Origin of the sequence: Streptomyces sp. NPDC046866, from assembly GCF_040704625.1 — a bacterium.
Classification (GTDB): Bacteria; Actinomycetota; Actinomycetes; order Streptomycetales; family Streptomycetaceae; genus Streptomyces.
The window spans coordinates 73,580-96,510 of sequence record NZ_JBEYXN010000021.1 but is presented as its reverse complement, the minus strand read 5'-3'; the positions used below and the strand labels follow the sequence as shown (position 1 = coordinate 96,510).

At 75.1% G+C, this 22,931-nt stretch carries 20 protein-coding genes and 1 pseudogene; 9 read left to right on the top strand and 12 right to left on the bottom strand.

Annotated features, from left to right (window positions below; all coding sequences use genetic code 11):
* Nucleotides 1-4: 4 nt before the first annotated feature.
* Entirely contained in the window at nucleotides 5-967 is a 963-nt protein-coding gene (locus AB0953_RS26660) for a SigB/SigF/SigG family RNA polymerase sigma factor (RefSeq protein WP_366862098.1), read from the top strand.
* A 29-nt stretch (nucleotides 968-996) separates the two neighbouring features.
* Here the strand turns inward: AB0953_RS26660 and AB0953_RS26655 are convergent, their stop codons facing one another.
* A complete protein-coding gene (locus tag AB0953_RS26655; protein WP_366862097.1) occupies nucleotides 997-1,629 on the bottom strand; it encodes a PASTA domain-containing protein in 633 nt (210 codons plus the stop codon).
* Between the two features lie 196 nt (nucleotides 1,630-1,825).
* Nucleotides 1,826-4,036 (bottom strand): MMPL family transporter, encoded by a 2,211-nt coding sequence (locus tag AB0953_RS26650; RefSeq protein WP_366862096.1) that lies wholly within the window; start codon nucleotides 4,034-4,036, stop codon nucleotides 1,826-1,828.
* A 296-nt stretch (nucleotides 4,037-4,332) separates the two neighbouring features.
* Between AB0953_RS26650 and AB0953_RS26645 the strand changes: the two genes are divergently transcribed.
* From AB0953_RS26645 to AB0953_RS26635, 3 genes are all read left to right on the top strand, one after another.
* A complete protein-coding gene (locus tag AB0953_RS26645; protein ID WP_366862095.1) occupies nucleotides 4,333-5,604 on the top strand; it encodes a sensor histidine kinase in 1,272 nt (423 codons plus the stop codon).
* Nucleotides 5,601-6,281, top strand: coding sequence for a response regulator transcription factor (locus AB0953_RS26640; RefSeq protein WP_366862094.1), 681 nt, complete (start codon nucleotides 5,601-5,603; stop codon nucleotides 6,279-6,281). Before AB0953_RS26645 ends, AB0953_RS26640 begins: the two co-directional genes overlap by 4 nt.
* 98 nt (nucleotides 6,282-6,379) lie before the next feature.
* Nucleotides 6,380-6,622: a hypothetical protein gene (locus tag AB0953_RS26635; protein WP_366862093.1), complete on the top strand. Its 243-nt coding sequence runs from the start codon at nucleotides 6,380-6,382 to the stop codon at nucleotides 6,620-6,622.
* A gap of 196 nt (nucleotides 6,623-6,818) precedes the next feature.
* Here AB0953_RS26635 and AB0953_RS26630 read toward each other — a convergent pair whose 3' ends face one another.
* From AB0953_RS26630 to AB0953_RS26620, 3 genes are all read right to left on the bottom strand, one after another.
* On the bottom strand, nucleotides 6,819-7,685 hold the full coding sequence (locus tag AB0953_RS26630; RefSeq protein ID WP_366862092.1) for an NmrA family NAD(P)-binding protein: 867 nt from the start codon (nucleotides 7,683-7,685) through the stop codon (nucleotides 6,819-6,821).
* A 51-nt stretch (nucleotides 7,686-7,736) separates the two neighbouring features.
* Entirely contained in the window at nucleotides 7,737-7,922 is a 186-nt protein-coding gene (locus AB0953_RS26625) for a hypothetical protein (RefSeq protein ID WP_366862091.1), read from the bottom strand.
* A gap of 392 nt (nucleotides 7,923-8,314) precedes the next feature.
* Entirely contained in the window at nucleotides 8,315-8,836 is a 522-nt protein-coding gene (locus AB0953_RS26620; RefSeq protein WP_366862090.1) for a MarR family transcriptional regulator, read from the bottom strand.
* Nucleotides 8,837-9,190: 354 nt separating this feature from the next.
* Here AB0953_RS26620 and AB0953_RS26615 point away from each other — a divergent pair, with 354 nt between their 5' ends.
* Entirely contained in the window at nucleotides 9,191-12,043 is a 2,853-nt protein-coding gene (locus tag AB0953_RS26615; protein WP_366862089.1) for a TIM-barrel domain-containing protein, read from the top strand.
* 12 nt (nucleotides 12,044-12,055) lie between these two features.
* Here the strand turns inward: AB0953_RS26615 and AB0953_RS26610 are convergent, their stop codons facing one another.
* Nucleotides 12,056-12,625, bottom strand: coding sequence for a DUF6817 domain-containing protein (locus AB0953_RS26610; protein ID WP_366862088.1), 570 nt, complete (start codon nucleotides 12,623-12,625; stop codon nucleotides 12,056-12,058).
* Between the two features lie 180 nt (nucleotides 12,626-12,805).
* On the opposite strand from AB0953_RS26610, the gene AB0953_RS26605 reads away from it, so the two are divergent.
* The gene (locus tag AB0953_RS26605) at nucleotides 12,806-13,714 is read left to right on the top strand and encodes a LysR family transcriptional regulator (protein ID WP_366862087.1); all 909 of its coding nucleotides are present in this window, start codon (nucleotides 12,806-12,808) and stop codon (nucleotides 13,712-13,714) included.
* On the opposite strand, the pseudogene AB0953_RS26600 reads toward AB0953_RS26605, so the two are convergent.
* Together AB0953_RS26600 and AB0953_RS26595 are read right to left on the bottom strand one after the other, a co-directional pair.
* Nucleotides 13,697-15,022 (bottom strand): annotated as a pseudogene (locus tag AB0953_RS26600) (MFS transporter); the annotation flags it as partial. The gene AB0953_RS26605 and the pseudogene AB0953_RS26600 overlap by 18 nt on opposite strands.
* Nucleotides 15,019-15,672, bottom strand: a complete 654-nt coding sequence (locus tag AB0953_RS26595) for a TetR/AcrR family transcriptional regulator (protein ID WP_366862086.1) — start codon at nucleotides 15,670-15,672, stop codon at nucleotides 15,019-15,021. The gene AB0953_RS26595 and the pseudogene AB0953_RS26600, both read right to left, overlap by 4 nt.
* Before the next feature lie 144 nt (nucleotides 15,673-15,816).
* Between AB0953_RS26595 and AB0953_RS26590 the strand changes: the two genes are divergently transcribed.
* Nucleotides 15,817-16,080 carry a DUF6158 family protein gene (locus AB0953_RS26590; protein WP_366862085.1) on the top strand — a complete coding sequence of 88 codons (264 nt, stop codon included), beginning with the start codon at nucleotides 15,817-15,819 and terminating at the stop codon, nucleotides 16,078-16,080.
* 79 nt (nucleotides 16,081-16,159) lie between these two features.
* Here AB0953_RS26590 and AB0953_RS26585 read toward each other — a convergent pair whose 3' ends face one another.
* The gene (locus AB0953_RS26585) at nucleotides 16,160-17,521 is read right to left on the bottom strand and encodes a tetratricopeptide repeat protein (protein ID WP_366862084.1); all 1,362 of its coding nucleotides are present in this window, start codon (nucleotides 17,519-17,521) and stop codon (nucleotides 16,160-16,162) included.
* 139 nt (nucleotides 17,522-17,660) lie between these two features.
* Here AB0953_RS26585 and AB0953_RS26580 point away from each other — a divergent pair, with 139 nt between their 5' ends.
* Nucleotides 17,661-19,040: a M64 family metallopeptidase gene (locus AB0953_RS26580; protein WP_366862083.1), complete on the top strand. Its 1,380-nt coding sequence runs from the start codon at nucleotides 17,661-17,663 to the stop codon at nucleotides 19,038-19,040.
* 29 nt (nucleotides 19,041-19,069) lie between these two features.
* On the opposite strand, the gene AB0953_RS26575 is transcribed toward AB0953_RS26580, so the two are convergent.
* The gene (locus AB0953_RS26575) at nucleotides 19,070-20,266 is read right to left on the bottom strand and encodes a serine hydrolase domain-containing protein (RefSeq protein ID WP_366862082.1); all 1,197 of its coding nucleotides are present in this window, start codon (nucleotides 20,264-20,266) and stop codon (nucleotides 19,070-19,072) included.
* A 106-nt stretch (nucleotides 20,267-20,372) separates the two neighbouring features.
* Here AB0953_RS26575 and AB0953_RS26570 point away from each other — a divergent pair, with 106 nt between their 5' ends.
* The gene (locus AB0953_RS26570; protein ID WP_366862081.1) at nucleotides 20,373-21,464 is read left to right on the top strand and encodes a GNAT family protein; all 1,092 of its coding nucleotides are present in this window, start codon (nucleotides 20,373-20,375) and stop codon (nucleotides 21,462-21,464) included.
* Here the strand turns inward: AB0953_RS26570 and AB0953_RS26565 are convergent.
* Together AB0953_RS26565 and AB0953_RS26560 are read right to left on the bottom strand one after the other, a co-directional pair.
* Nucleotides 21,458-21,871, bottom strand: coding sequence for a peptidase inhibitor family I36 protein (locus AB0953_RS26565; RefSeq protein WP_366862080.1), 414 nt, complete (start codon nucleotides 21,869-21,871; stop codon nucleotides 21,458-21,460). The genes AB0953_RS26570 and AB0953_RS26565 overlap by 7 nt on opposite strands.
* Before the next feature lie 73 nt (nucleotides 21,872-21,944).
* Complete coding sequence (locus AB0953_RS26560) at nucleotides 21,945-22,898, bottom strand: hypothetical protein (RefSeq protein WP_366862079.1); 954 nt, start codon at nucleotides 22,896-22,898, stop codon at nucleotides 21,945-21,947.
* Nucleotides 22,899-22,931: the final 33 nt, after the last annotated feature.

Sequence of the window (22,931 nt, the reverse complement as noted above, 5' to 3'; positions counted from 1 at the left end):
CCCCATGCGCGCCCCTGCCCCGTCCTCCGCTTTCCAAACCGCCGCCGCCGTGCCGTGCACCCGCCACCCGGTGGCCGCCCGGATCGCGGACCTGCCCCGGATCACGGAACCGAGGGAGGTGGCCCCTGCGGACGCCAGGGAGTTGTCGCGGGTCTTCTTCCGGCGGCTGCGCGAGCTGCCCGAGGACAGCCCGGAGCACCGGTACGTCCGCAACGCCCTCGTCGAGATGAACTCCTCGCTCGTGCAGTACGCCGTCCGCCGCTTCCGCGGCCGCGGCGAGGGCGGGGACATCGAGGACCTCGTCCAGGTGGGCACCATCGGGCTGATCAAGGCGATCGACCGCTTCGACCCGGCCCGTGCGAACGAGTTCGCCACGCTCGCGATGCCGTACATCACCGGCGAGATCAAGCGCCACTTCCGCGACACCACCTGGGCCGTCCGCGTCCCCCGGCGACTGCAGGAGCTGCGCCTCGACATCGCGAAGGCCAAGGAGGAACTGACCACCGCCCTCGGCCGCTCGCCCACCGTCGCCGACCTCGCCGTCCACCTGGAGCTCTCCGAGGAGGAGGTCATCGAGGGGCTCGTCGCCGCCAACGGCCATACCAGCGGCTCCCTCGACGCCCCGCACGGGGCGCACGCCGAGCACGGCGGCGAAGCCGTCGAAGGGCCCACCCTCGCCGACGTCATGGGGGCCGAGGAGCCGGCCCTGGAGCGCGTCGAGGACATCCAGACGCTGGCGCCGCTGCTGGAGCGGCTCAGCGACCGCGAACGCCGCATGCTTCAGATGCGGTTCGGGGAGGAGCTGACGCAGGCGCAGATCGCCGCCGCCCTCGGCATCTCGCAGATGCAGGTCTCGCGCCTGCTCTCCCGCCTCCTGGCCCACCTGCGCGCCTCGATGCTGGAGGACCCGGAGTCCGGCCCGGAGACCGTCCCGAAGCCCGGCGCCAAGCCGCCGGCCCGGGGCTGAGGGGCCGCCCCCGGGGTGCGCGGTCCGGGTCAGGGGCAGGTCTCCTCGAACTTGACCACGTGGAAGGCCACGGGCTGACCGGTCAGCGGCGTGCCCGTCGGCGGATTCTGCGTGCACACGCGCCAGTTCGACTCCTGGAGCACCATCCGGTCCTGCAGGGCGTCCTTGACGGTGATGCCCGTGTTGCCGGGCAGGGCCTGGCGGGCGACCTTCATGCTCGTGCCGATGACGTTCGGCATGGTGCCGCCGGCGGCTGCCGACGGCGGCGCCGCCTCCCGGGCGGGGCACTCCTCCTCCAGCTTGACCGCGCCCAGGTCGATCTTCGTCGCGGTGTCGACCCCGCTGCCCGGCCCGGGCGTCTGCGAGCAGACCTTCCAGCCGCGGTCGAGAACCTGCGCGCGGCCCCGCCCGAGCGCGTCGTGGGAGGTGAGCGAGAAGAACCCGGCCGCCTGCGCGGCGTCCTGTGCGGCCTGCAGGCCCATGCCGACGAGATTCGGCAGGGCGGCCTGCCGGGCTCCGCCGGGCTTCCCCGACGCCGGGCCGCTCGACGGTGCGGACGGCACGGCTCCGGGGCCGCGGGGGGAGGCCGCGGGACCGCAGGCGGCGAGGACGAGCGCCGACGCGGCTGCCAGGGGCAGGGCGGTGATGTGGTGGGTGCGCATCAGGCCATGGTCGGTGCGGGCGGCGCGGAGCGAACGCCGTGTGATCGAGTTGTGACACACGGCGCACGGCCGCACCGCCGTGGCGGGGGACGCGCCGCACGCCGCCGACCGCACCGGGGCCGCCGTGGATCTCGATTCCGTACGCAGGCCCGGCCGCGCCCCCCCGCCGCGGTCAGCGGCTCAGCCGGTCAGCCGCTCAGCCGGTCAGGGCAGGGGCCTCGGACTCGGCGCAGGCCTGCCCAGCGGTCGCGGGGGCGGGGCGGGCCGGCCGCAGGGGCCACCACAGGGCGCGGCCGAGGAGGGCCGACAGGGCCGGGACCAGGGTGATCGACAGGACGAACGCGGAGAGCAGGATCCCGAGCGCCGTCGCGAAGCCGGTCTGCTGCGTGGACGGGGCCGGGTTCACGGCCAGGCTCGCGAAGGACGCCGCCAGCACCAGGCCGGCCGCGGCGATGGCGGGCGCGGTGTGCCGGACGGCGCGGGCGACGGCCGCACGGGCCGGGCCGGGGCGGTCCATCTCCTCCCGGATCCGGTCGGCGACCAGGATGTTGTAGTCGGTGCCCAGCGCGACCACGAAGAGGAACAGCACCAGCGGGAGCGTGAAGTCCACGCCCGGCCGGTCCGCCGCGTGCTGGAACACCAGGGTGGAGGCGCCCAGCGTCGCGGCGAAGCCGAGCCCGACGGCGAGCATGAGCACCGCCGGAGCGAGCAGACTGCGCAGCAGCACGCACAGGATCAGCGCGATCAGCGCCGCCGCCACGGGGAAGACCACCCGCAGGTCCTCGCCGACGGCGGTGGAGACGTCGGCGAACAGCGCGGCGCTGCCCCCGACGTGGGCCTCGGTTCCGTCGGGCCGGTGCGCGGCCACCGTGGCGCGGACCGGCCCGGAGACCAGCTCGCGGGCCTGCCGCCCCTGCGGGTCGACGGCCAGGAACAGGTCGATCCGGCCCGCCCTGCCGTCCTCGCTGAACACCGGCGGGGCGACCTGGCCCACACCGCGTACCCCGGCCAGCGCCGTGGCGAGCCCGTCCAGCCGCCCCGCGGGGAGCGGGCCGCCGTCGGAGGCGGTGACGAACACCGTGGTCGGGTCGGACACGCCGGCGGGCAGGGCACGCGCGACCTCCTCCGCCGTACGGGCCGCGGCGGTCCGCTCCCCGCCGGCTCCGGCCTGCCCGTAGTCCATCCGGATCCCGACGAGCCCGGCGGACAGCGCGCCCAGCAGGGCCGTACAGGCCAGGACCAGGGCCAGCGGTCGCCGGGCCGCGAGTGCGCCGATCCGCGCGGCCGCCCCGGCCGGGGCCTGCCGATCCAGGGCGCGCGAGGGCCAGAACATCCGCCGCCCGCAGACGGCGAGGAGCGCCGGCATCAGGGTCAGGCTGCCGGCCAGCATCACGAGGACGGAGACGGCGACGGCCGGCCCCAGCACCCGGAACTGGCCGAACGAGGCCACCCCGAGGGTGGCGAACGCCGCGACGATGGTGAGCGCCGCCGAGGTGATCGCCGTCCCCACCCGGCCCGCGACCTCGGCGGCCGCGGCCCGCCCCGACTCGCCCGGGTGCGCCCGCAGCCGTTCGCGGAAGCGGAACAGCAGGAACAGGAAGTAGTCGATGCCGATGCCGACCAGGACCACGCTGATCAGCCCCGGCGTGGACGGGGCGAGACCCGTGCCGGTCAGCAGCGCCGCGGCGACGACCAGGCCGGCGGCCGCGCCGCCGATGACCGACACCGCGAGCAGCGGCAGGAGCGCCGCGAGCAGGCTGCGGAACACCAGGACGTGCAGCAGCACGATCAACCCGACCATGACGAGCCCGACCACCATCGACCGGGTCCGCTCGGCCTCAGCGGTGTCGACGGCGTCCGCCAGGGCGCCGGTGAACCCGGTCCGCATCCCCGCCTCCCGGAACACCGCCCGCGTGTGGTCGCGGAAGGCACGGTAGGTGTCCTGCAGGCCGGGGTCCGTGGGATTGCCGGTCAGCGCGAAGGAGAGCAGCCGGAAGCTGCGGTCGGGCGCCGTCGTGGCCGGGCCCGCCCCGGGGACCTGCGAGTGGTCCAGGGCGAACAGGGGCGGGGTGTCCTTCGGCGCGGGCATCTCGACCCGGTGCCGGGCGAGTTGCGCGGCCTCGGCGTCGATCCGCCGCTCGTCGGCGGCCGACAGCGGTGCGCCGTCCGTACGGGCCACCAGCACCGTCAGCGGGTTGGCGTCCGGCGCCGCGCCGAAGTGCTTTTCGGCGATCTCCAGTGCGGCCGCCGCGTCGTACGAGGGCGGCAGGAACGCGCCGGTGCTCGGCTGTGTGGCGCGGAAGACGAGGGCCTGGCCGAGGACGGTCAGGGCGAGGCCCAGCACCGTCCAGAGGGCGATGACCCTCCAGGGATTCCGGGTCGCGAAGCCGGTCAATGCGCGGATCACGGGGGCTCCTTGCAGGTCGCGGGCCGGGGCCGCCGGTGGTGGATCAGGGGCCGGGGCACCCCGGCTCCCCGGTTCCCTCCAGCCCATCACCCGCCGCGCCCCCGGGCGTCGGGGCGCGGGAGGATCCGCACCCGGGACCGGGGGCCGGCCCGGGCCGCCGACCGGGACCGGGGTCCTGGTTCCGGCTCCGCCTGCGGGCCCGGCGGCGCGCCGGCGGGGCGCTGGGAGAATGGGTGCCGTACCCGGCCCGGGCGAGGCATCCGGCGGGTCGGAGACGAGGGAGGGGACCCGCGGGCATGCCCAGCACGCGCCAGAACCGGATACGCAACGCCGCGCAGGGCGCCGCCACTTCGACGGAGGCGGGCTCCCGCACCGGGGGCGGCAGCAGGGCCGGGACCGGGACCGAGCCCGGTGCGCCCGCCTGGAGCCGGACCGACGCGCTGGTGGTCGTCGGTGCGGCCGCCGTCGACCTCACCGCCTACTCGTTCGGGGCCACGGACCAGGGCCGCCCGCTGACCCTGCCCGCGCTGGGCCTGCTGGTCCTGGCCGCCCTCTGCCTCCTGCTCCGACGCCGCCACCCCGTGGCCGTGCTCGCCGCCGTCCTGGCCCTCGGCGCGGTGCTGAACCTCGCGACGCGGCCCGTCCCGCACTTCGGCGCCGCCCCGGCCGTCGCCCTGTACTCCGTGGCCCGGTTCGCCGGCCCCCGGGTCGCAGCGACGGCCACCGCCGCGACGGGGCCGCTGTCCCTGCTGGGCCATGACGTCGCCGCCGACGCCTCCGTGTGGGCCTGGAGCCTGCTCGGCAACGCGATGGCGGCCCTCCTCAGCGCCGGAGCCGGCCGGCTCGTACGCCGCTGGCACGACGAGGCCGAGGCCAACCGGATCCTGCTCGCCGAACGGGCCGTGGCCGAGGAGCGCCGCCGGATCGCCCGCGAGCTGCACGACATCGTGGCCCACCACATCACCGCCATGCAGCTGATGGCCGGCGGTGCCCGCGCCAACCTGACCCACAGCCCCGACACCGCCCGCGAGGCCCTGGTCACCCTGGAGGAATCCGGCCGCACGGCGCTGGACGAGATGCGCCGGCTCCTCGACGTGCTGCGGGCGGGGGAGGAGCCGGAGCAGGCCCCGCCCGCGCCGCAGCCCGGGACCGCGGACCTCGGCCGGATCGTCGAGGAGTCCCGGCTCGCCGGGATGGACACCGAACTCACGGTGGAGGGGCCCCAGCGCCCGCTGCCGCCGAGCGTGGGCCTGGCGGTGTTCCGCATCGTCCAGGAGGGCCTGACCAACGCCCGCAAGCACGCCGGCCCGGCCCGCGCCCGGGTGCTGCTGACGTACCGTCCGGACGAGGTCCGCGTCGAGGTGCGCGACGACGGAGCCGGAGCCCGCTCCGTCGCCGGCCCCGGGGCGGGGTACGGTCTGATCGGGATGCGCGAGCGCGTCGCCCTCCAGGGCGGATCCCTGGAGGCGGGAGCCCTCCACGGCGGCGGGTTCGCCGTGGCGGCCCGGATCCCGGTGGCTCCCGGATGCGCAGCCGACGGGGCGGAGCGGGAGGAAGCGCACCGATGATCCGCGTGCTCATCGCCGACGACCAGCCGCTGGTGCGGCGCGGCCTGGCCCTGATCCTGGCCCCCGACCCGGCGTTCGAGGTCGTCGGCGAGGCAGGCGACGGCGCCGAGGCCGTCGCCGTCGCCGGACGGCTGCGGCCCGACGTGGTGCTCATGGACATCCGGATGCCGGTCCTCGACGGGGTCGGTGCCACCGCCGAACTCGCCCGGACGGTGCCCGACGCCCGGGTGCTGGCCCTGAGCACCTTCGACATGGACGAGTACGTCGTCGCCGCCCTGCGCGCCGGCGCCTCGGGCTTCCTGCCCAAGGACGTCTCCCCGGAGGAGCTGACCGCCGCGCTGCGCACCGTGCACGCCGGGGAGGCGGCCGTGGCGCCGCGGCTGCTCACCCGGCTGCTCTCCGCGTACGTGCGCACCCCGACCCCGCACCGGCCGGCGGCCGCCGCCGCGGCCGGGCCTTCCGGCGGTCTCACGCCGCGCGAGCTGGAGATCTGGCGGCTCCTCGCCGCCGGCCTGGACAACACGGCGGTCGCCGAGGAGCTGGACATCAGCGTCTCGACGGTCAAGAACCACATCACGGGCCTGTTCGCCAAGCTGGGCGTGCGCGACCGGGCCCAGGCGGTGATCGCGGCGTACGAATCCGGCCTGGTGGTCCCCGCCCGCGAGGGCCGGACCTGAGCCGCCGGAGGCCCCGGAAAGATCGTCGGTGCGCCCGGGGCCGGTCCGTGGCAGAGTGCCGGCCAGCACTGCCACCGCTGCCGCACCAGGGAGCCTCCATGCGTGACCCGCGCCCCAGGCCGCCGCTCGCGGCCGTCCCGCAGTGCCGGCCGGAGACCGATCCGGAGCCGGAGCCGGGACCGCTGCCGCGCTGTCCCGTGTGCGACGGCGCCCCCGAACGGGTCTCCTGGCGCCAGCAGTCCGGCCGGCCCGTCAGCCTGGTCTTCGAGCCGTGCGGCCACCGGCACACCTCCCCGGCCCCGCCGGCCCTGGCCATCACCCCGCCGGGCGGCCCTGGATGATCGTGGCCGCCCCGGCGGAAGACCGCCGCGTTCGGTGACTCCCTCCGGCCGCTCGCCCACCCGCTGGGGGACCTGGACCGCCTGCTCGGCGTCGTGAAGCCTGACCGCGTCGCCCACCGGCTGAGCAGAACGGCCCTCGGCGTTTGGGGAGCGTGCCGCCTGCACCTGGCGGCGGGGCAGGTGGCTGGGCGGCCGGTCAGGCGGTCTTGGTGAACGTATGGAGATGTTCGCGGAGGAAGGTGTGCAGTGTCCTGGCGGGGCGGCCGAGGATGGTCTCGATGGTGTCGTTGGGAGACTCCGGGCGGGCGATGGCCAGTTGCTGGATCTCTACCACGTGGCCGGCGAGCCAGGGCGGCATGTGTGCGGTGGACAGGAGATGGCTGTGGAACTCGCTCGGTGGCAGGTCGATGTAGCGAACGGGGCGGCAGGTCAGCTCGCCGATCAGACGGGCGAGCTCGGGGTGGCTGAAGGCCTGTGGGCCGGTCAGGGTGTAGGTGGCGCCGGCAAGGCTGGGGCGCAGGAGGGTCTCGGCGGCGACGTCGGCGATGTCTCGGACGTCGATGTAGTTACAGGGTGCCTCGCGCATGGCCCCGATGAGGACGCCCTCGGCGATCGCCGGGGCGTTCAAGAGGAGCTTTTGCATGAATGCGTAGGGCCGGAGCAGCGTAGCCGTCATTTCGGTTGTCGCCAGGTGTTCCTCGACCCGCCAGTGGCTGCGCGAGATGGCCACCGGTGAGGCGGGCTCGGCTGCGGGGGCGGACAGTTTGACCACGTGCCGTACCCCGCAGTGGGCTGCGGCGTCTATCACGTTGGTCTCCAGCTCGGCTTGACGCGGGCTGTTGGCCATGGCGAGGAACAGTTGCGTGGATCCCTCGAACGCGTCGCGGAGCGTCTGGGGGTCTGCGGCGTCCGCACCGACGAGCTCGACTGGCGTGTTCGTGCCGATGGCGGCGCGCAGATTGCCGGGCGTACGGCTGACGGCGCGGCAGGGGACTTCGAGTTCGATGAGCCGCCGGAGCAGGGTGCTGCCGGTGGCGCCGGTGGCTCCGATGATGGTGATCACAGTGTGCCTTTCCTGAGGGAGGGGGCTGGCGAATCGGATGGAGGGGCTGGGTCAGGCCTGTTGCCGGGATGTCGTGCCGTGCCACCGCCAGGTGACGATGGCGGCGGCCAGGCCGGCCGACAGCGGCAGGTCGATCCGCAGCCGCTCCAGCCATCCGGCATGGGGCACCGGTGCGTGCGACGGCAGCCAGTCGGCTCCGAACCATCCGGCCAGGCCGGCGATTGCGACCGCTGCCATGGCAAGTCCGAGGGTGAGTACCGGTCGCGGCGCCGAGGCTGTCCAGCGTCGGGGTCGGCCACGCCGGTGGAGCCATGTGCCGACGATGCAAGCCACCAAGGCCGATGTGGCCCCGATGGAGGTGAAGGCGGCCCCGGTCAGTTCGGGCTGCCCGCTGAGGAATCCGCCGAGCCCGGCGGTGAGCGCGGGGGCCAGGTAGGCGGTCGCGACTTCCTTCCACAGGGTGAACGGACGCGTGGCGCATCCGCGCCGGGCGGTTCCGGGAGGGGGACTCATGTGACTCCTCGAAAATACTTAGCTGGCTAACTATTTGGTTAGGCGGCTAACTACTGGGGTATGGGAAAGGGTGCCGCGCGGTCGAGGCAGCCGCCTCGCGCGGAAGGAGGCCGCAGCTATTCGGCAGTCAATGCGCCGATCCGCTGAGTGATCCGCTCCAGGAGGTCGAGGAAAAGCCCGCGTTCGTCGGCGGCCAGTCCACCGACCAGCGCCTCAAGCCGTGCGAAGTGGTCCGCGGCCATATCCCGCAACCGCCGGCTGCCGCGCGCCGTCAGTACGACCACTGCACCTCGCCCGTCCTCCGTTGAGGCGCGGCGAGCCACCAGGCCATCTCGCTCCAGGCCGACGACCAGGCCGGTCACTGTCGCGCGCGAGACGCCAAGCCTCTTTGCGAGCTGCGACGGCGACTTCTCCCCGTCGCTGTCCTCGAGATCCACCAGGAGGCGGTAGCGCCCGGTCGACAGTCCGGAACGTGCAAAATGCACTTCGGACGCCCGGTCGAGGCGCGCCCCGGCAGCCATCAGGCGCACCGCCACAAGCACCGCCTGCGGGTCGGCCTCAAGCCCGTACCGTGCGATCTGCTTCCGCGCCTGTTCGAGCGTGGGTGCAGCGCCGGGGTTCGCATCCTCGTCGCTCATGAGAAGTAATATGGTGGCTAACTACCTGCCGGTCAAGTCGCCGAGAGCCTCGCAGCCGCGGACTTCGTACGGCTCGCCCCGGACCGCAGCCCCCCGCCCGGGGCCCCACGAAGACCTGGTCAAGGGGAAGTCAATCGTTGGCTCGGGCGCGCTGGTCGCCGCCGCTCAGGCCTCGTACGCGCGTCGCCTCGAGCGGAGCAGTCCGTCTCGGTCGATCCCCCGCTGATGCGCAAAGCTGCTCGGTTAAAGCCGATTTCGAGCAGCTTCCTTCAACTGATCTCCATGGGCCGCTATGTTGCCAGGCGCATGCCAAAGCGGTGTGTCCGATGTCCCGGACCGCACGAGGAGCTGCCCATGAGACCGATCCCCTTCCGCAGGAGCCCGCGCAGGCGGCTGCGCACCGTCATGGCCGCGCTGGTCGCCGGCGCCCTCGCCGTGGCGGGGCTGTCCGCCGCCGGGCCCATGGCCGTCCAGGCCGCCGCGGCCGCGGCCGGCGCCACCGCGGGCGACGCCACCGGGCTCACCCGGTCCCAGAACACCTTCACCGTCACCACGACCAGCGGCGCCAAGGCCCGCGTGGTCGTGGCCCGGGCCGACATCTTCCGGATCTGGCTCTCGCCCGACGGCTCCTTCACCGACGACCCGGCCGGCACCGACCTGGCCGCCACCACCGACTTCGGCCCGGTCGCCGCCGCCTCCGCCGACGCCGGCTCCCACTACCGGATCACCACCGGAGCCCTGACCATCCGGGTCAACAAGGCACCGCTGAAGTTCTCCGTTTACCGGGCCGACAACGCCACCCTCGTCTGGCAGGAGAGCAAACCCACCTCCTGGACCGCCACCCGGACCACCCAGTACCTCACCCGCGGCGCCGACGAGCAGTTCTACGGCACCGGGTTGCGGCTCGGCGCCTGGGCGCTGCGCGGCCTGACCGTCCCGGTGGCCGTGGACAACAGGTGGCGCGAGAACGACAACGCCAGCCCGGCCCCCTTCTACATGTCCACCAACGGCTACGGCGTCATGCGCAACACCTGGGCCAAGGGGAGCTACGCGTTCGACGCCCCCAGCGCCCTCACCCACGACGAGAAGCGCTTCGACGCCTGGTACTTCACCGGCACCTCCCTCAAATCGGTCCTCGACGCCTACACCGACGTCAGCGGCAAGCCGTTCCTCGCCCCGATGTGGGGCCTGGAACTGGGCAACGCCGACTGCTTCAACGCCTCCAACCCCGCCTACCAGGGCGACCACGACCGACTGCGCCACCAGACCACGCCCGACGTGGTCGGCTACGCCGACGACGCCCGCGCCCACGACATGCCCTCTGGCTGGTTCCTGCCCAACGACGGCTACGGCTGCGGCTACACCGCGCCCCTGAAGTCCACCGTCGACGCGCTCAGGGCGAAGGGCTTCCAGACCGGCCTGTGGACCTCCACCGGGCTCGGCTCGATCGCCGACGAGGTGGGGAAGGCCGGCACCCGCGGTGTGAAGACCGACGTGGCCTGGATCGGCGGCGGCTACAAGAGCGCCTTCCAAGGCGTGCAGCAGGCCGTGGACGGCATCGAGAAGAACTCCGACGCCCGCCGGTTCGTGTGGACGGTCGACGGCTGGGCCGGCACCCAGCGCAACGCCGTCGTGTGGACCGGCGACACCTACGGCACCTGGGACGACATGCGCTGGCACGTCCCGGCCGTCGCCGGCGCCGGCCTGTCCGCCCTCAACTACGCCTCCGGCGACATCGACGGCATCTTCGGCGGCAGCCCGCAGACGTACGTCCGCGACCTGCAGTGGAAGGCCTTCACCCCCGCCTTCATGACCATGTCCGGGTGGGGCGCGGCCAATCCGTCCGCCGGCTACCAGGACAAGCAGCCCTGGCGGTTCGCCGAACCGTACCTGTCCATCAACCGCAAGTACCTCCAGCTGAAGATGCGGCTGATGCCGTACCTGTACACCATGAGCCGTACCGCCCACGAGACCGGCGTCCCCAGCACCCGCGCCCTGGTCCTGGAGTACCCGGACGACCCGGTGGCCCGCGGCAACCTCACCAGCGGCCAGTTCATGGCGGGCGACTCCTTCCTCGTCGCCCCCGTCGTCTCCGACACCTCCGTCCGCGACGGCATCTACCTGCCCGCCGGGACCTGGACGGACTACTGGACCGGCAGGACGTACGCCGGACCGGGCTGGCTGAACGGCTACAAGGCGCCGCTCGACACGCTGCCCCTCTTCGTCAAGGGCGGGGCGATCGTGCCGATGTGGCCGCAGATGAACCACACCGGCGAGAAGCCCGTCTCCACGCTCACCTACGACATCCACCCGCGCGGCGCCTCCTCCTTCAGCCTGTACGAGGACGACGGGACCACCCGCGCCCACGCGTCGGGCGCGTACGCCCGCCAGCAGGTCGACGTCACCGCCCCGGCCGCCGGCTCCGGCACGGTCACCGTGGACGTCGGCGCCCCCGCCGGCAGCTACAGCGGCAAACCCGCCACGCGCGCCTACGAGTTCACCCTCCACCTGGCCACCGCGCCCGGCGGGGTCACGGCCGGCGACGGCGCCGCCCTCGCCCGCCACACCTCCAAGGCCGCCTACGACGCGGCCGCCACCGGCTGGTACTTCGACGCCGCCGACCGCGGCGGCATCCTGTGGGTGAAGTCGGGCCCGCAGGCGGGCGGCTACGGCTTCAGCGCCACCGGCACCTCCGTCCCGGCCGCCGACCCGGTCCCCGCCGCGTCCGCAGCGATCCCGCAGTCCGCCTGGAAGCTGCTCTCCGCCGACAGCCAGGAGACCGCCGCCGAGAACGGCGCGGCCGCCAACGCCTTCGACGGCAACCCGGCCACGCACTGGCACACCGCCTGGTCCGGCGGGACCGCGGCCCCGCTCCCGCACGAGATCCGCATCGACCTCGGGGCCCGGTACGCGGTCGACGGCCTCGGCCACCTGCCGCGCCAGGACGGCGGGGTCAACGGCCGGATCGGCGCCTACGAGGTCTACGTGTCCGACTCCGCCACCGACTGGGGGCCTGCGGTGGCGACCGGCACCTTCGCGGACACCGCCGCCGCCACCTCCGTGCCGCTGACCGCGAAGAGCGGGCGCTACCTGCGGCTGAGAGCCCTGACCGAGGCCGGCGGACGCGGCCTGTGGACCAGCGCCGCCGAGATCACCCTGACCGGCCGGCCCGCCGCCGCCCCGCCACCGGCCGCCACCGCCCCCTGAACCCGCCCGGGCTCAGGAACCGCCGAGCACGGCCCGGCACTCCCGCCGGGCCGGCTCGCTGAGCAGCTCCCGCCAGCGGCCGAACAGGGAGAGCAGACCGGGGCCGTGGGCCGCCCGGAAGGCGGGGTCGCGGCGGGCGAGGTCCAGTTCGTTCGCCGCGGTCAGCTCGGCGACGTCGCGCCGCGACCGGAGGTCGGGGCAGTGGACGCGTCCGGTGAACCGGTCGCGGAACACCGCCCCGGCGTCGGCCAGTGACGGCTGGGAGAACGCGCGGTCGCAACTGGCGTACAGGTACACGATCGCCTCGGCCCCGTCCCCGATGGCCCCCGCCAACTGGGCCCGGCCGGTGGGCGGAAGCAGGGCGGTGGCGAAACCGTCCGTGCCGTAGAAGGCGTGGCACAGTCCCGCCAGGCACAGCTCGGGCCGGGCACCCCAGGCTCCGAGCACGCCCCGTACGCGCCGCAGATGGGCCAGGAGCGTGCCGCCCGGGTGTGCGATGTCCTCGGCGCCGAGGCCGTGCAGCAGGGCGAGGGCGCGCAACTCGCGGGGATCGCACGGAGCTTCGGACGGCTGTCGGTCCACGGTGGATTCCATTTCGTGTGTGAGCGGGTCGGCACCCGTCACCGCCGGCGCCCGGGGTCCGGACCACGGCGCTGACGGGGACGGGTTGCCGCCCTGGGACCCGCATTGATCGTTGTCCACCCGGAAACCCAAGTCAATCCTCCGATTTCCTACCCGCATCCAAGCGGTAGCTTGGACCCCATGACCCTCGACGACCTCCGCGTCTTCGTCGCCGTGTGCCGGGCGGGCAGCCTCAGCGCCGTCGCACGCGACCTCGGCTGCACCCAGTCCGCGGTCAGCCAGCACGTCCGCCGCCTGGAGCGGCAGACCGGCACGGGCCTGCTGGAGCGCCACGCCCGCGGAGTCGTCCCCACCGAGGCCGGCCGCATCCTCCAGGCCGCCGCCGCAGACGGCATCGCCGGCCTCGACGGGGCGCTGCGCCGCCTCGACGAGCTCGTCCGCGGCGACACCGGCTCCGTACGCATCACCACCGGGGCGACGACCGTACGGCACTTCATGTCCGAGGCGGTCGTGGACTTCCGGCGCCGGCACCCCGGAGTCAGCCTGGAGTTCCAGACCGAGAACTCCAGCCGCAGCTGCTTCGACGCCCTCGCCGCCGGCGACCTCGACCTCGCCTGGATCACCATCGGGCGGCCCGTGCGCGGCATCGAGCAGCGCCCCGTCATGGAGCTGCCCTGGGTGCTCGCCGTCGGCGCCGACGACCCCCTCGCCGCCCGGCACCGCATCGACCCCGCCGACCTGGCCGGCATCCGCCACATCCGGCTCCCGGAGAACTCCGCCTCCCGCGCCCACCTCGACGCCGCCTTCGCGGCAGCCGGGCTCTCGATGCGCTCCGACACCAGCGTGGCCGACTGGGACACCGCCCTGCTCCTGGCCGAACTAGGCCTGGGACACGCCGTCGTGCCCGCCCTGCCCGGCTGGCAGGTACCCGGAACCGGCGGCCCGCTGCGCCTCGTCCCCATCCCCGCCCTGCCGCCCCTCGCGGTCGGCTGGGCCGTCCGCCGCTGGGCGGCCCTCGCGCCGCTGGCCCGGGTCTTCGCCGACGACGTCGCTCGCAGCTGCACGGCGCGCGCCGCGCGGCAGGGCTGAGGCCGCGAGCAGGCCCGCCGCAGCCAGGAGGGCCGGCCCGAGCAGGGCCCCCGGCCCGTTCCCGGCGCCCACGGCGACGGCGATGCCGAGCGTCGGCCCCACGTTCATCGCGGTCTGCTTGAGCCCGCCGACCACCCCGGCGCAGCCGGGCGGGGCGTCCCCGACGACCGTCCCGGTGGCGGTCACCATGACGGCGGCGAACCCCGCGCCGAGCACCGCGAAGGCCACCGTGACCCACGGCCCGGACCAGGCCTGCAGCCCCGCGACACCGGCGAGGACGAGGGCGGTGCCGCCGAGCGCGGTGCGCCGCGGCCCGTGGCGCCCCAGCAGCCGTCCCGCCACCGGTGCGCCCGCGACCATGCACGCGGTGAGCGGCAACACCAGCAGGCCGGTTTCCAGCGGGTCGAGCCCCCGCCGCTGCTGGAGCAGGAACGTCGCCGTGAACAGCGCCCCGAACATGCCGCCGGAGACGCACAACAGCAGCGTCATCGACGCCGAGACCGGCACGGACCGCGCCACCGCGGCCGGTACCAGGGGCGCCGCGGAGCGCCGTTCGACCCGTACGAGCAGCAGCGCGAGGCCCGCGGCCGCGGCGAGCCCCAGCACGGTCCGCGCCGAGCCCCAGCCGTGCGCCGGTACGCCGGCCAGCGCGTGGACGAGGACGGCCAGGGCCGCCGCCAGCAGGGCCGCGCCGGCGAGCTCCGGTCGTCCCGCTGCGGTGCGGGCGCCGCCGCCCCCGCCGCCCGCGGTCCGGTCGGCGGCCGGGACCCGTACGGCCAGCGCGAGCGCGGCGAGCGCCAGGGCGATCGGCACGTTGAGCACGAACACGGACCGCCAGCCCGCCTGCGCGACCAGCAGTCCGCCGACCAGCGGCCCGGCCGCCGCGGCCGCCCCGATGGCGCCGGTCCGCACGGCCACCGCCCCGGCCAGCCGGTCGGCCGGATACGCCAGCCGCAGCAGCGCCAGCGTCGCCGGCTGGAGCAGCGCGCCGAAGACCCCCTGCGCCGCCCGCAGGGCGATCACCCAGCCCATCCCGGGCGCGAGCGCGATCCCCGCCGAGGCCGCGGCGAAGCCGAGGACGCCGGTGGCGAACAGCCGGGTGTGCCCGTACCGGTCGCCGAGACGCCCGGCCGTCACGAGGAACGCGGCCACGCACAGCAGATAGGCGGTGCTGGTCCACTGCACCTGTGCCACGTCCGCCCCGAGCTCCCCGGCCATTCGGGGCTGGGCCACGCTGAGCACGGTGCCGTCGAGGGCGACCAGCGTGGCGCCGCCGACGCTGACGAGCAGGACGATCCGGTGCTTCACGCGTCCGCCGCCCGACCGAGGTGGGCGTCGAGCACCGCATCGACGATCCGCCCGACGAGCTCCTCGCGGCCGTCGCCGAGGGCCAGCGGCAGACTGCCCCACCCCCACAGCAGGGCCGTGCCGTGCAGCCCCGCCCACAGCGCCGCCGCGGTGACCTCGGCCGCCCCGTTCTCCCCGTTGCCCTCGTCCTCAGGGTGGTCGCCCCCGGCTTCCCGGCACCGCGACACCAGGGACACCAGCAGCCGGAACAGCGGCTGCGTGGTGGCGCGCAGCTGCGGCTGCCCGGTGTCCGCACGGCCGGTGCCGTCCAGCAGGTCGTGGCGGAACATCAGCTCGAACATGCCGCGGTGCTCCAGCGCATAGCCCACGTAGGCGCAGGCGAGGGCGCGCACCTGCTCGCGCGGCGACGCGGGCCCCGACCCGGTGTCCGCGGTCGCGGCCGTGAACCGGCCGGCGAGGTCCGCGAAGCCGCGGCGGGCGATCGCCGAGAGCAGGGCGTGGTGGGTGGGGAACCAGCGGCGGGGCGCGCCGTGGGAGACCCCCGCCCGGCGGGCGATCTCCCTCAGCCCCACCGCACCGGCGCCCTCGGTCAGGACGAGCTCCACGCCGACGTCGACCAGCCGTTCCCGCAGCGGACGTTCATGATCCATGGAGCATGTGTACCAGGAGCGCGTAGACAGTGTCTACTCGACCGTCCCGCTCCCTCGGGACGGCTCATCCGGCCGAAAGGCCGCGCGAAGGGGATGATGGAGAACGGGCCCGTTCGACGCGGGCGAGGAGGAGGGAGAGCGGACATGGCGGAGCACGACGGCGGTCCGTCGGCACGGGAGCTGGAGGAAGGCAGGCTGCTCAAGGAGCTCGAGGCCATCCACCGCACCCGCCACGAGACCCTGCTTCACGGGTCGGACGATGCGCTGGTCACCCACACGCAGCGGATGAACGAGCTGGAGCACGAGTACGTACGCCGGCACCCCCAGCGCGCCCAGACGGCGGGCCGCACCCGCACCGGGGCCCGCGCCCGCACCAGCGCGGACCAGGACAAGCCCGACGGCACCTGACCCGGCCCCGACGGCACCCGCCCCGGCGCCGAAGGCCTCTGATCCCGCCCCGACGGCGCCCGCCCCGGGCCGGGACCCTTCACCCCGGCCGGACCGGCCCGCCCCCGAGCACGGCCGGCGGGCCCGCCGGCGCCGGGCCCAGCGTGGTCGTCCCCGGGGCCGCGCGGTGCCCCAGCCCGGTCCGGTACGCGTCGAGCGCCGCCTCCGTCCGGCCGGTGCGCCGCAGCAGGTCGCCCAGCAGCCGGCACAGGTCGGCCAGGTCCCCGCTGGCCCCGCTGCGCTCCAGCAGCGCCAGCGCCTGCCGGTAGTGCCGCTCGGCCGCAGCCGCGTCCCCGCGCTCCTCCGCCATCAGCCCCAGCAGCCGGTGCGCGCCGCCCGCGTGCACGGCCCCGTGGCTGTCGCCCAGTTCCAGCAGCCCCGCCAGCAGCTCCGCCGCCTCCGCGCCCCGTCCCAGCCGCCGCAGCACGTCCGCCAGCTCGACCTCCACCTGGGCCGTGTACAGGACGGCCCGCCGGGCCGCCAGCATGTCCCGGGCCTTGCGCAGCTCCGCCTCGGCCACCGCCAGTTCGCCGTTCTGCGCCTGTACGTAGCCCCGCATCCAGTGGCAGTGCGCCAGGTCGGTCCGCAGCCGCAGCTGCCGGTAGATCGCCTGGGCCTTGGCCAGTGAGGCGTCGGCGTCGGCGGGGCGCCCCGCCGCGAGGAAGGTGCGCGCCACCTGCCGGTGCATCCCCGCCACCAGGGCCGGGTCGTCGACCTGCGGGGCCAGCGCCAAGGCGAGCTCGGCGGCGTGGGCGGCGCGGGCGTGCGCGCCCATGTCGATGTACGGCCCGATCACCGCGGCGTAGAGCAGCACCAGGGCCTCGGGGTCGGCGAGCCCGCTCGCGTTCAGCTCGTCGATGGCGGATTCCAGCAGGTAGCAGGCGTACCGCAGCTCCCCGGCGAGCAAGTGGGCGACGGCGCGGCCGCGGACGGGCCGGGCGCGCCGGGGCAGCGGCTCGTCCGCGAGCAGCCGCTCGGCCTCCTCGAAGTGGCCGATCGCGGCCGCCAGTTCGCCCGACTCCAGCGCGCAGTCGCCGAGCCCGAGCAGCGCCTCCGCCTGCTCGGGCACCAGGGCGAGCTCCCGTGCGTCGGACAGCAGCCGGCGGTAGCGGCCGGCGGCCTCGGCGGCGTCCCCGGTGGCGAGCGCCTGCTGGGCATCGGTGAGCGCGAGCCTGAGCTCGGTGGCCAGGTGGGCCGGGCGCCCGGTGGCGAGCTCCTCGTACGAGACGCCGAGGCGCCCCGCGAGGAAGCGCAAGGCGGTCTCGGAGGGGCGGACCTTGCCCGCCTCCAGGGTCGAGACGTAGGCGGAGGTGTAGGCGGGCTGCGCCAACGCCCGCTGCGTCAGCCCGCGTTCGGCGCGGATGCGGGCAACTCTGCGGCCGATCTCGGCCGGTTCGTCCATGCAGACCCCCTGGTGGTTCCGACGGCCCAGTATTCAGGGGCGGCAGCCCATTGCGCACGCCCCGGACGCCCCCTACGTTAAGCAGCCGGTTCAATCCGCTTATCCGACCGCTTAACTTCCTTTTCCGGGGGATGACTTCATGGACTCAGCCGTCCGCACCGCCCTGCGCGCGGCCCTCGCCGCGGCCGGCGCGACCGCGCTGCTGCTGGCCGCCGGCCCCGTCGGAGCGACCGCCGCACCGGCACCCGTACCCGCCCCGGCCGCGTCCTCGGCAGCCGCAGGGAGCGGGCCGCTCGTGGAGATACCCGGCCCGCAGGACGGGTCCGCCGCCGGATCCGGCCACACCCGGGTCCGCGCGACCGGAGGCCGCGCCAAGACGGGCGCCCGCCTGTCGGAAGCCGAGCGCTCCGCCGACGGCCGGGTCACCAAGCTCGTCGACAACGGCCCGACCGCCGACCGCCTGGACATCGTCGTCGTCGGCGACGGCTACACCGCCGCCGAACTGGACCGCTTCCACGCCGATGCCAAGGCCAAATGGGCCGAGATCGCCGCCGTCGAGCCCTACTCCACGTACCGCGGCCTGTTCAACGTCTGGACCGTGGACGCCGTCTCGCACGACTCCGGCGTCACCGGCGACCCGTCCCGCGACACCGTCCGCGACACCGCCCTCGGCTCCTCCTTCTGGTGCGAGGACATCGAGCGGCTGCTCTGCATCGACCAGCCGAAGGTCGACGCGTACGTGGCGAAGGCACCGGCCGCCGACCTCGTCCTGGTCCTCGCCAACAGCACCAAGTACGGCGGCGCCGGCTACAACGAGAAGAGCACCACCCTCGGCTACGAGGGCATCTCCACCGCCTCCGCCGGCAACGCCAAGTCCGGCCAGGTCGCCATCCACGAGACCGGCCACTCCCTCGGCAAGCTCGCCGACGAGTACTTCTACCCGGACACCCCGGGATACGAGAAGTACGAGGGCGCCGAGCCGGGAGAGTCCAACAGCTCCACGCTGACCGCGGACCGGATGGCCGCCGGGCGCAGCAAGTGGTACCGCTGGCTCGGCGCCCCCTCGCCCGACGGCGGCACCGTCGGCGCGTACGAGGGCGGCGGCTACTACGTCACGGGCCTCTACCGGCCCACCGACAACTCGATCATGCGGGTGCTCGGCAAGCCCTTCAACCTGCCCGGAGCCGAGGCCATGATCGCCGGCTTCTACCAGCACGCCCGGCCCGCCACGGCGCTCACCCCGACCACCCGCACCCTGCGCCTGCCGCACACGGCGAAGGTGTCCGTGCCCCGGCTCGCCGCCCCGGACGGGCGGCAGCTGGACGTCCGCTGGTACCTCGACGGCCGGGAGCTGAAGCGGTTCGCCGGCCGGACCGAGGTCGCCGTGGCCGAGCTGTGGCTGCTCGACCTGCGCACCCACAGGCTCTCGGTGGCCGTCGAGGACCGCACCGACGCGGTCCGCGACCCGCAGATCGCCCGCAGCCTGCGCTCCACCGTCGACTGGAACGTCCGCCTGTAGCGGGGAGGGAGCGGACGGCGCGGGCGGGCTCAGACCCCCGCCGCGTACCTCCAGAACGCCCGCATCACCCCGGGCGCGGTCGGGCCGGCCAGCTCCACCTGCGTGAGCAGGACGGCCACCGACCCGGTGGACGGGGTGATGTGGGCCGCCGTCCCGGTGCCGCCCATCCAGCCGTAGCGCCCCGGCACGTTCCACGGATCGCGGACCTCCACGTCCACCGAGCCGCCGAACCCCCAGCCCTGCCCCTCCAGGAACAGCTCGGCCCCCGCCCGCTGGTCGGGCGTCAGCCAGTCCGTGGTCATCCGCCGCACCGAGTCCTCCGCCAGCAGCCTGCCCCGCTCGCCCGGCAGGGCGCCCCCGGCCAGCAGCATCCGGTGGAAGGCGTACAGGTCGTCGGCCGTCGAGACCAGCCCGCCGGCCCCGGAGGGGAAGGCCGGCGGGACGCTCCACTGCCCGTCCGGCGCGTCCACCAGCCCCAGCCCCCGGCCCGCGCCCGCCCCGCCGCCGGCCCCGGCTCCGTCCCCGCCGGCGGGGACGGCCCGGTAGTACGAGGTGAACCGCCCCAGATCGGCGGCCGGCACCGCGAACCCCGTGTCGGCCATGCCCAGCGGCTCGAAGATCCGCTCCTCGAGGAACACGGGCAGGGAGCTCCCCGACACCCGGGCGATGAAGACGCCGAGGATGTCCGAGCACGTGTTGTACAGCCAGGCCTCGCCCGGCTGGTGGAGCAGCGGAATGCGCGACAGCGCCTTCATCCAGGCCTCCGGCGCCGCGACGTGCTGCGGCTGCGGCGGCCCCTGCTTCAGCTCGGTCCGCAGCAGGGCCACCGCGGGCAGCGCGAAGTCCTCCGGGAACCCGATGCCCGCCCGGAACGTGAGCAGGTCGGCCACCGTGATGGGGCGGGCCGCGGGCACCACGTCGTCGACCGGGGAGTCCGGCGTGCGGACCACGACCGGCGAGGCGAGCTCCGGCAGCCACGGACCGACCGGGTCGGTCAGGGCGAACCGGCCCTCCTCGGCCAGCATCATCACCGCCGCGGCGATGACCGGCTTGGTCAGCGAGGCGATCCGGAAGATCGAGTCCCGGACCATCGGCGCGGACCCCTCCGCATCGGCCGCCCCGACCGCCGCGGCCTCCACCCGCCCGTCGCGGGCCACCAGACCCACCGCCCCGGGCACCGCACCGCCGTCCACGAACGGCTCCAGGACCTCGCGCAGACCGCCCATCACTTTCGCCTCTTTCCGCCGTACGGTCGCCAGCTGCCGGGCACCCGGCCCGGAACCGCCCGAAATCCCCTGGCCAGGGCCCGTGCCGCATCCTAGGGTTCGGCCCATGACGATCACGGGTACCCACGCCATCGACCGAGCCGTTTCCCTCACCGTGCAGGCCCTGCGCGCCGCAGCACACCTCGACTGGTCGGCGCCGGCGGCCGGCCTGGAGTGGAGCTGCCACGAGACGGCCGTCCACGTCGTGAACGACTTCGTCGTGTACGCCACCCGGATCTCCGAGCGCCTGGCCGACGGGTTCGCGCCGATCGAGCGCTACACCGCCCCCGGCGCCGCGCCCTCCGCCGTGGTCGACGCCATCGAGGCCGCCGGCCGCAAGCTGACCGCCGCCGTCTCCGCGGCCGACCCGGACGACCGGGCCTGGCACCCGTACGGCACCTCCGATGCCGACGGCTTCGCCGCGATGGGCGTCGTCGAGGCCCTCCTGCACACGCACGACATCCTCGACGGCCTCGGCACACCGGACTTCGAGCCCGACCCGGAGCTGTGCGCGTACGCCCTGGACCGGCTCTTCCCGCACGTTCCGCGGGACGCCGGGGACGCCGCTGCCTGGCCCACCCTGCTGTGGGCCACCGGGCGCGCCGAACTCGCCGGCCTGCCGCGGCAGACCGTCTGGCGCTGGTACGCCGACCCCGTCCCGGCCGGCGACCGCATCGTGCTCTGCGAGATCTCCCCGGACGTGGCCACCGACCTCGCCGCCGGCGGCACCGGCGGCTTCACCTGGGCCGCCGACGGGCCCTTCGAGGGCACCCGGGCCGCCGCCGGCATGACGGCCAAGGCGTACGCGGAGGGGGCGTACCGCCCGGGGTGGGGCCCGTACGCCGTCATCCGCACGCACGACCGCCGCGCCGTCGGCGGGATCGGCTTCCACGGCGCCCCCGACGCCGACGGGCACGCGGAGGTCGGCTACGACCTCGTCCCGTCGGCGCGGGGCAACGGCTACGCCACCGAGGCGCTGCGCGGCCTGACGGCCCGGGCCTTCGGGCAGCCCGGCCTGACCGCACTGCACGCCTCGGTGGACGACGGCAACGCCCCCTCGCACGCGGTGCTGCTCCGCGCGGGCTTCGAGCGCACCGGAGCCGCCGACGGCACCGTCCGGTACGCCCTGCGGCCCGCGCCGGGGCCGGCGGGTCAGTAGCCGCAGTTGGTGACCCACTTGTGGGAGGAGATCCGGTCGTTCCACTCCCACGGGATGTTGCCGGCCGAGCCGTTCGGGGCACAGGTGGAGGCGCCGCCGTAGTTGATGTCCTCGTAGACGCGGACGTCCCCGAGGGAGCCTGCGTAGCCGTTGTTCCACCACGACGAGGCCTTGTCGTTCATGTCGAACGTGCCGCTGGCCCCGCAGGTGCGCCAGTCCGCGTCGTTGCCGCTCCAGCCGCAGGCGGCACCGCCCCGGTTGGTGTGCTCCCAGACCCAGTAGTTGCCGTCCGCGGCCACGCCGGAGGCGTCGGCCGCGGCGGCGCCCGCCGTGGTCGCGGTCGCGGGTACGGCCAGCAGCGCAGCGGTGAGCGCGCCGACCGGAATCAGGGTGTGGAACGTGCGCATGGGACCCTCCAGAGGTCTCGTTGTCGTCCTGGTCGTCTTCATCGGTGTGGGTTCGGTCGTCGTGCGGGTTCGGTCATGGGTCCCGGTCGGGGTTCCGGCCCTCCGTGCCGGAACCGGCCTGCCGACCGGTGACGCGCTGCGCCTTCGGCAGCGCGCCGAGCTGGAGCCGCCACCTCAGCGCGAGGTCCTGCCGGTGCTGCGCGCGCAGCTCCTCGCCGTAGGCGCGGTCCAGGGTTCGGGAGACCCGGGCCAGCGGGGTGCCGGTCGCACAGGTCGCTTCGACGACGGCCAGCCCGGCCTCGGCCGCATCCGCCTCCGCCGGGGGCAGGGCCTCCCGGTAGCCGGCGGCAGCCTGCCGGGAGGCGTCCGGGGTCGGGTAGGGCCGGCCCGCCGCCGCCATGCAGGCGGCCCACTGCGCGACCGCGTCCGCGTACCGCGGGTCCTTGCGCACGCGTGCCTCCCGCACCGGGCGCAGGTTCATGGTGACGACCTTGACGCGGAACCAGGCCGCCAGATCGCCGTAGAGCGCGCGCTGCGCCTGCGCGGTGCACCCCCGGGTGGACGCGGTGATCGTCATGCCGGTGGGCGCCTCCGCCGTCAGCCCCTCCGGGGAGGGGCCCATCAGCGCGGTGCGGGCGGCCGCGCGCCGGTCGGGCGACAACTGCCGGAAGTACCGCTGGTTCGGGTCGTCCCGGCGGGCCTGCTCCGCCCGGCGCTCCTCGGCGCCGCCGTAGCCGTGCGCCCGCGCCCAGGCCACGTCGTCGATCCCGTACGGGAAGGAGCGCGCCCCCTCGGCCTGCGGGTCGGGGGGTTCCGTGACGGCGTACGCGAACCCCCGCTCGCCCATGCACCGGCCGATCAGGACCTGCTCGGCCCGCGCCAGCACCCGCTGCTCGGCTGCGCCCGGTTCGCGGACGCCCGGGGCCGGGGCCGCCGGCTCCCCGCCGCGAGCCGGGCCGCAGCCGCCCAGGGCCAGTACGGCGGCGGCCGCACAGGCCGCGGCCAGGGCCGCACGGTGTCGTTCCACGGCCGGACTCCCTCCTGTTGCGCCTCGCTTCCC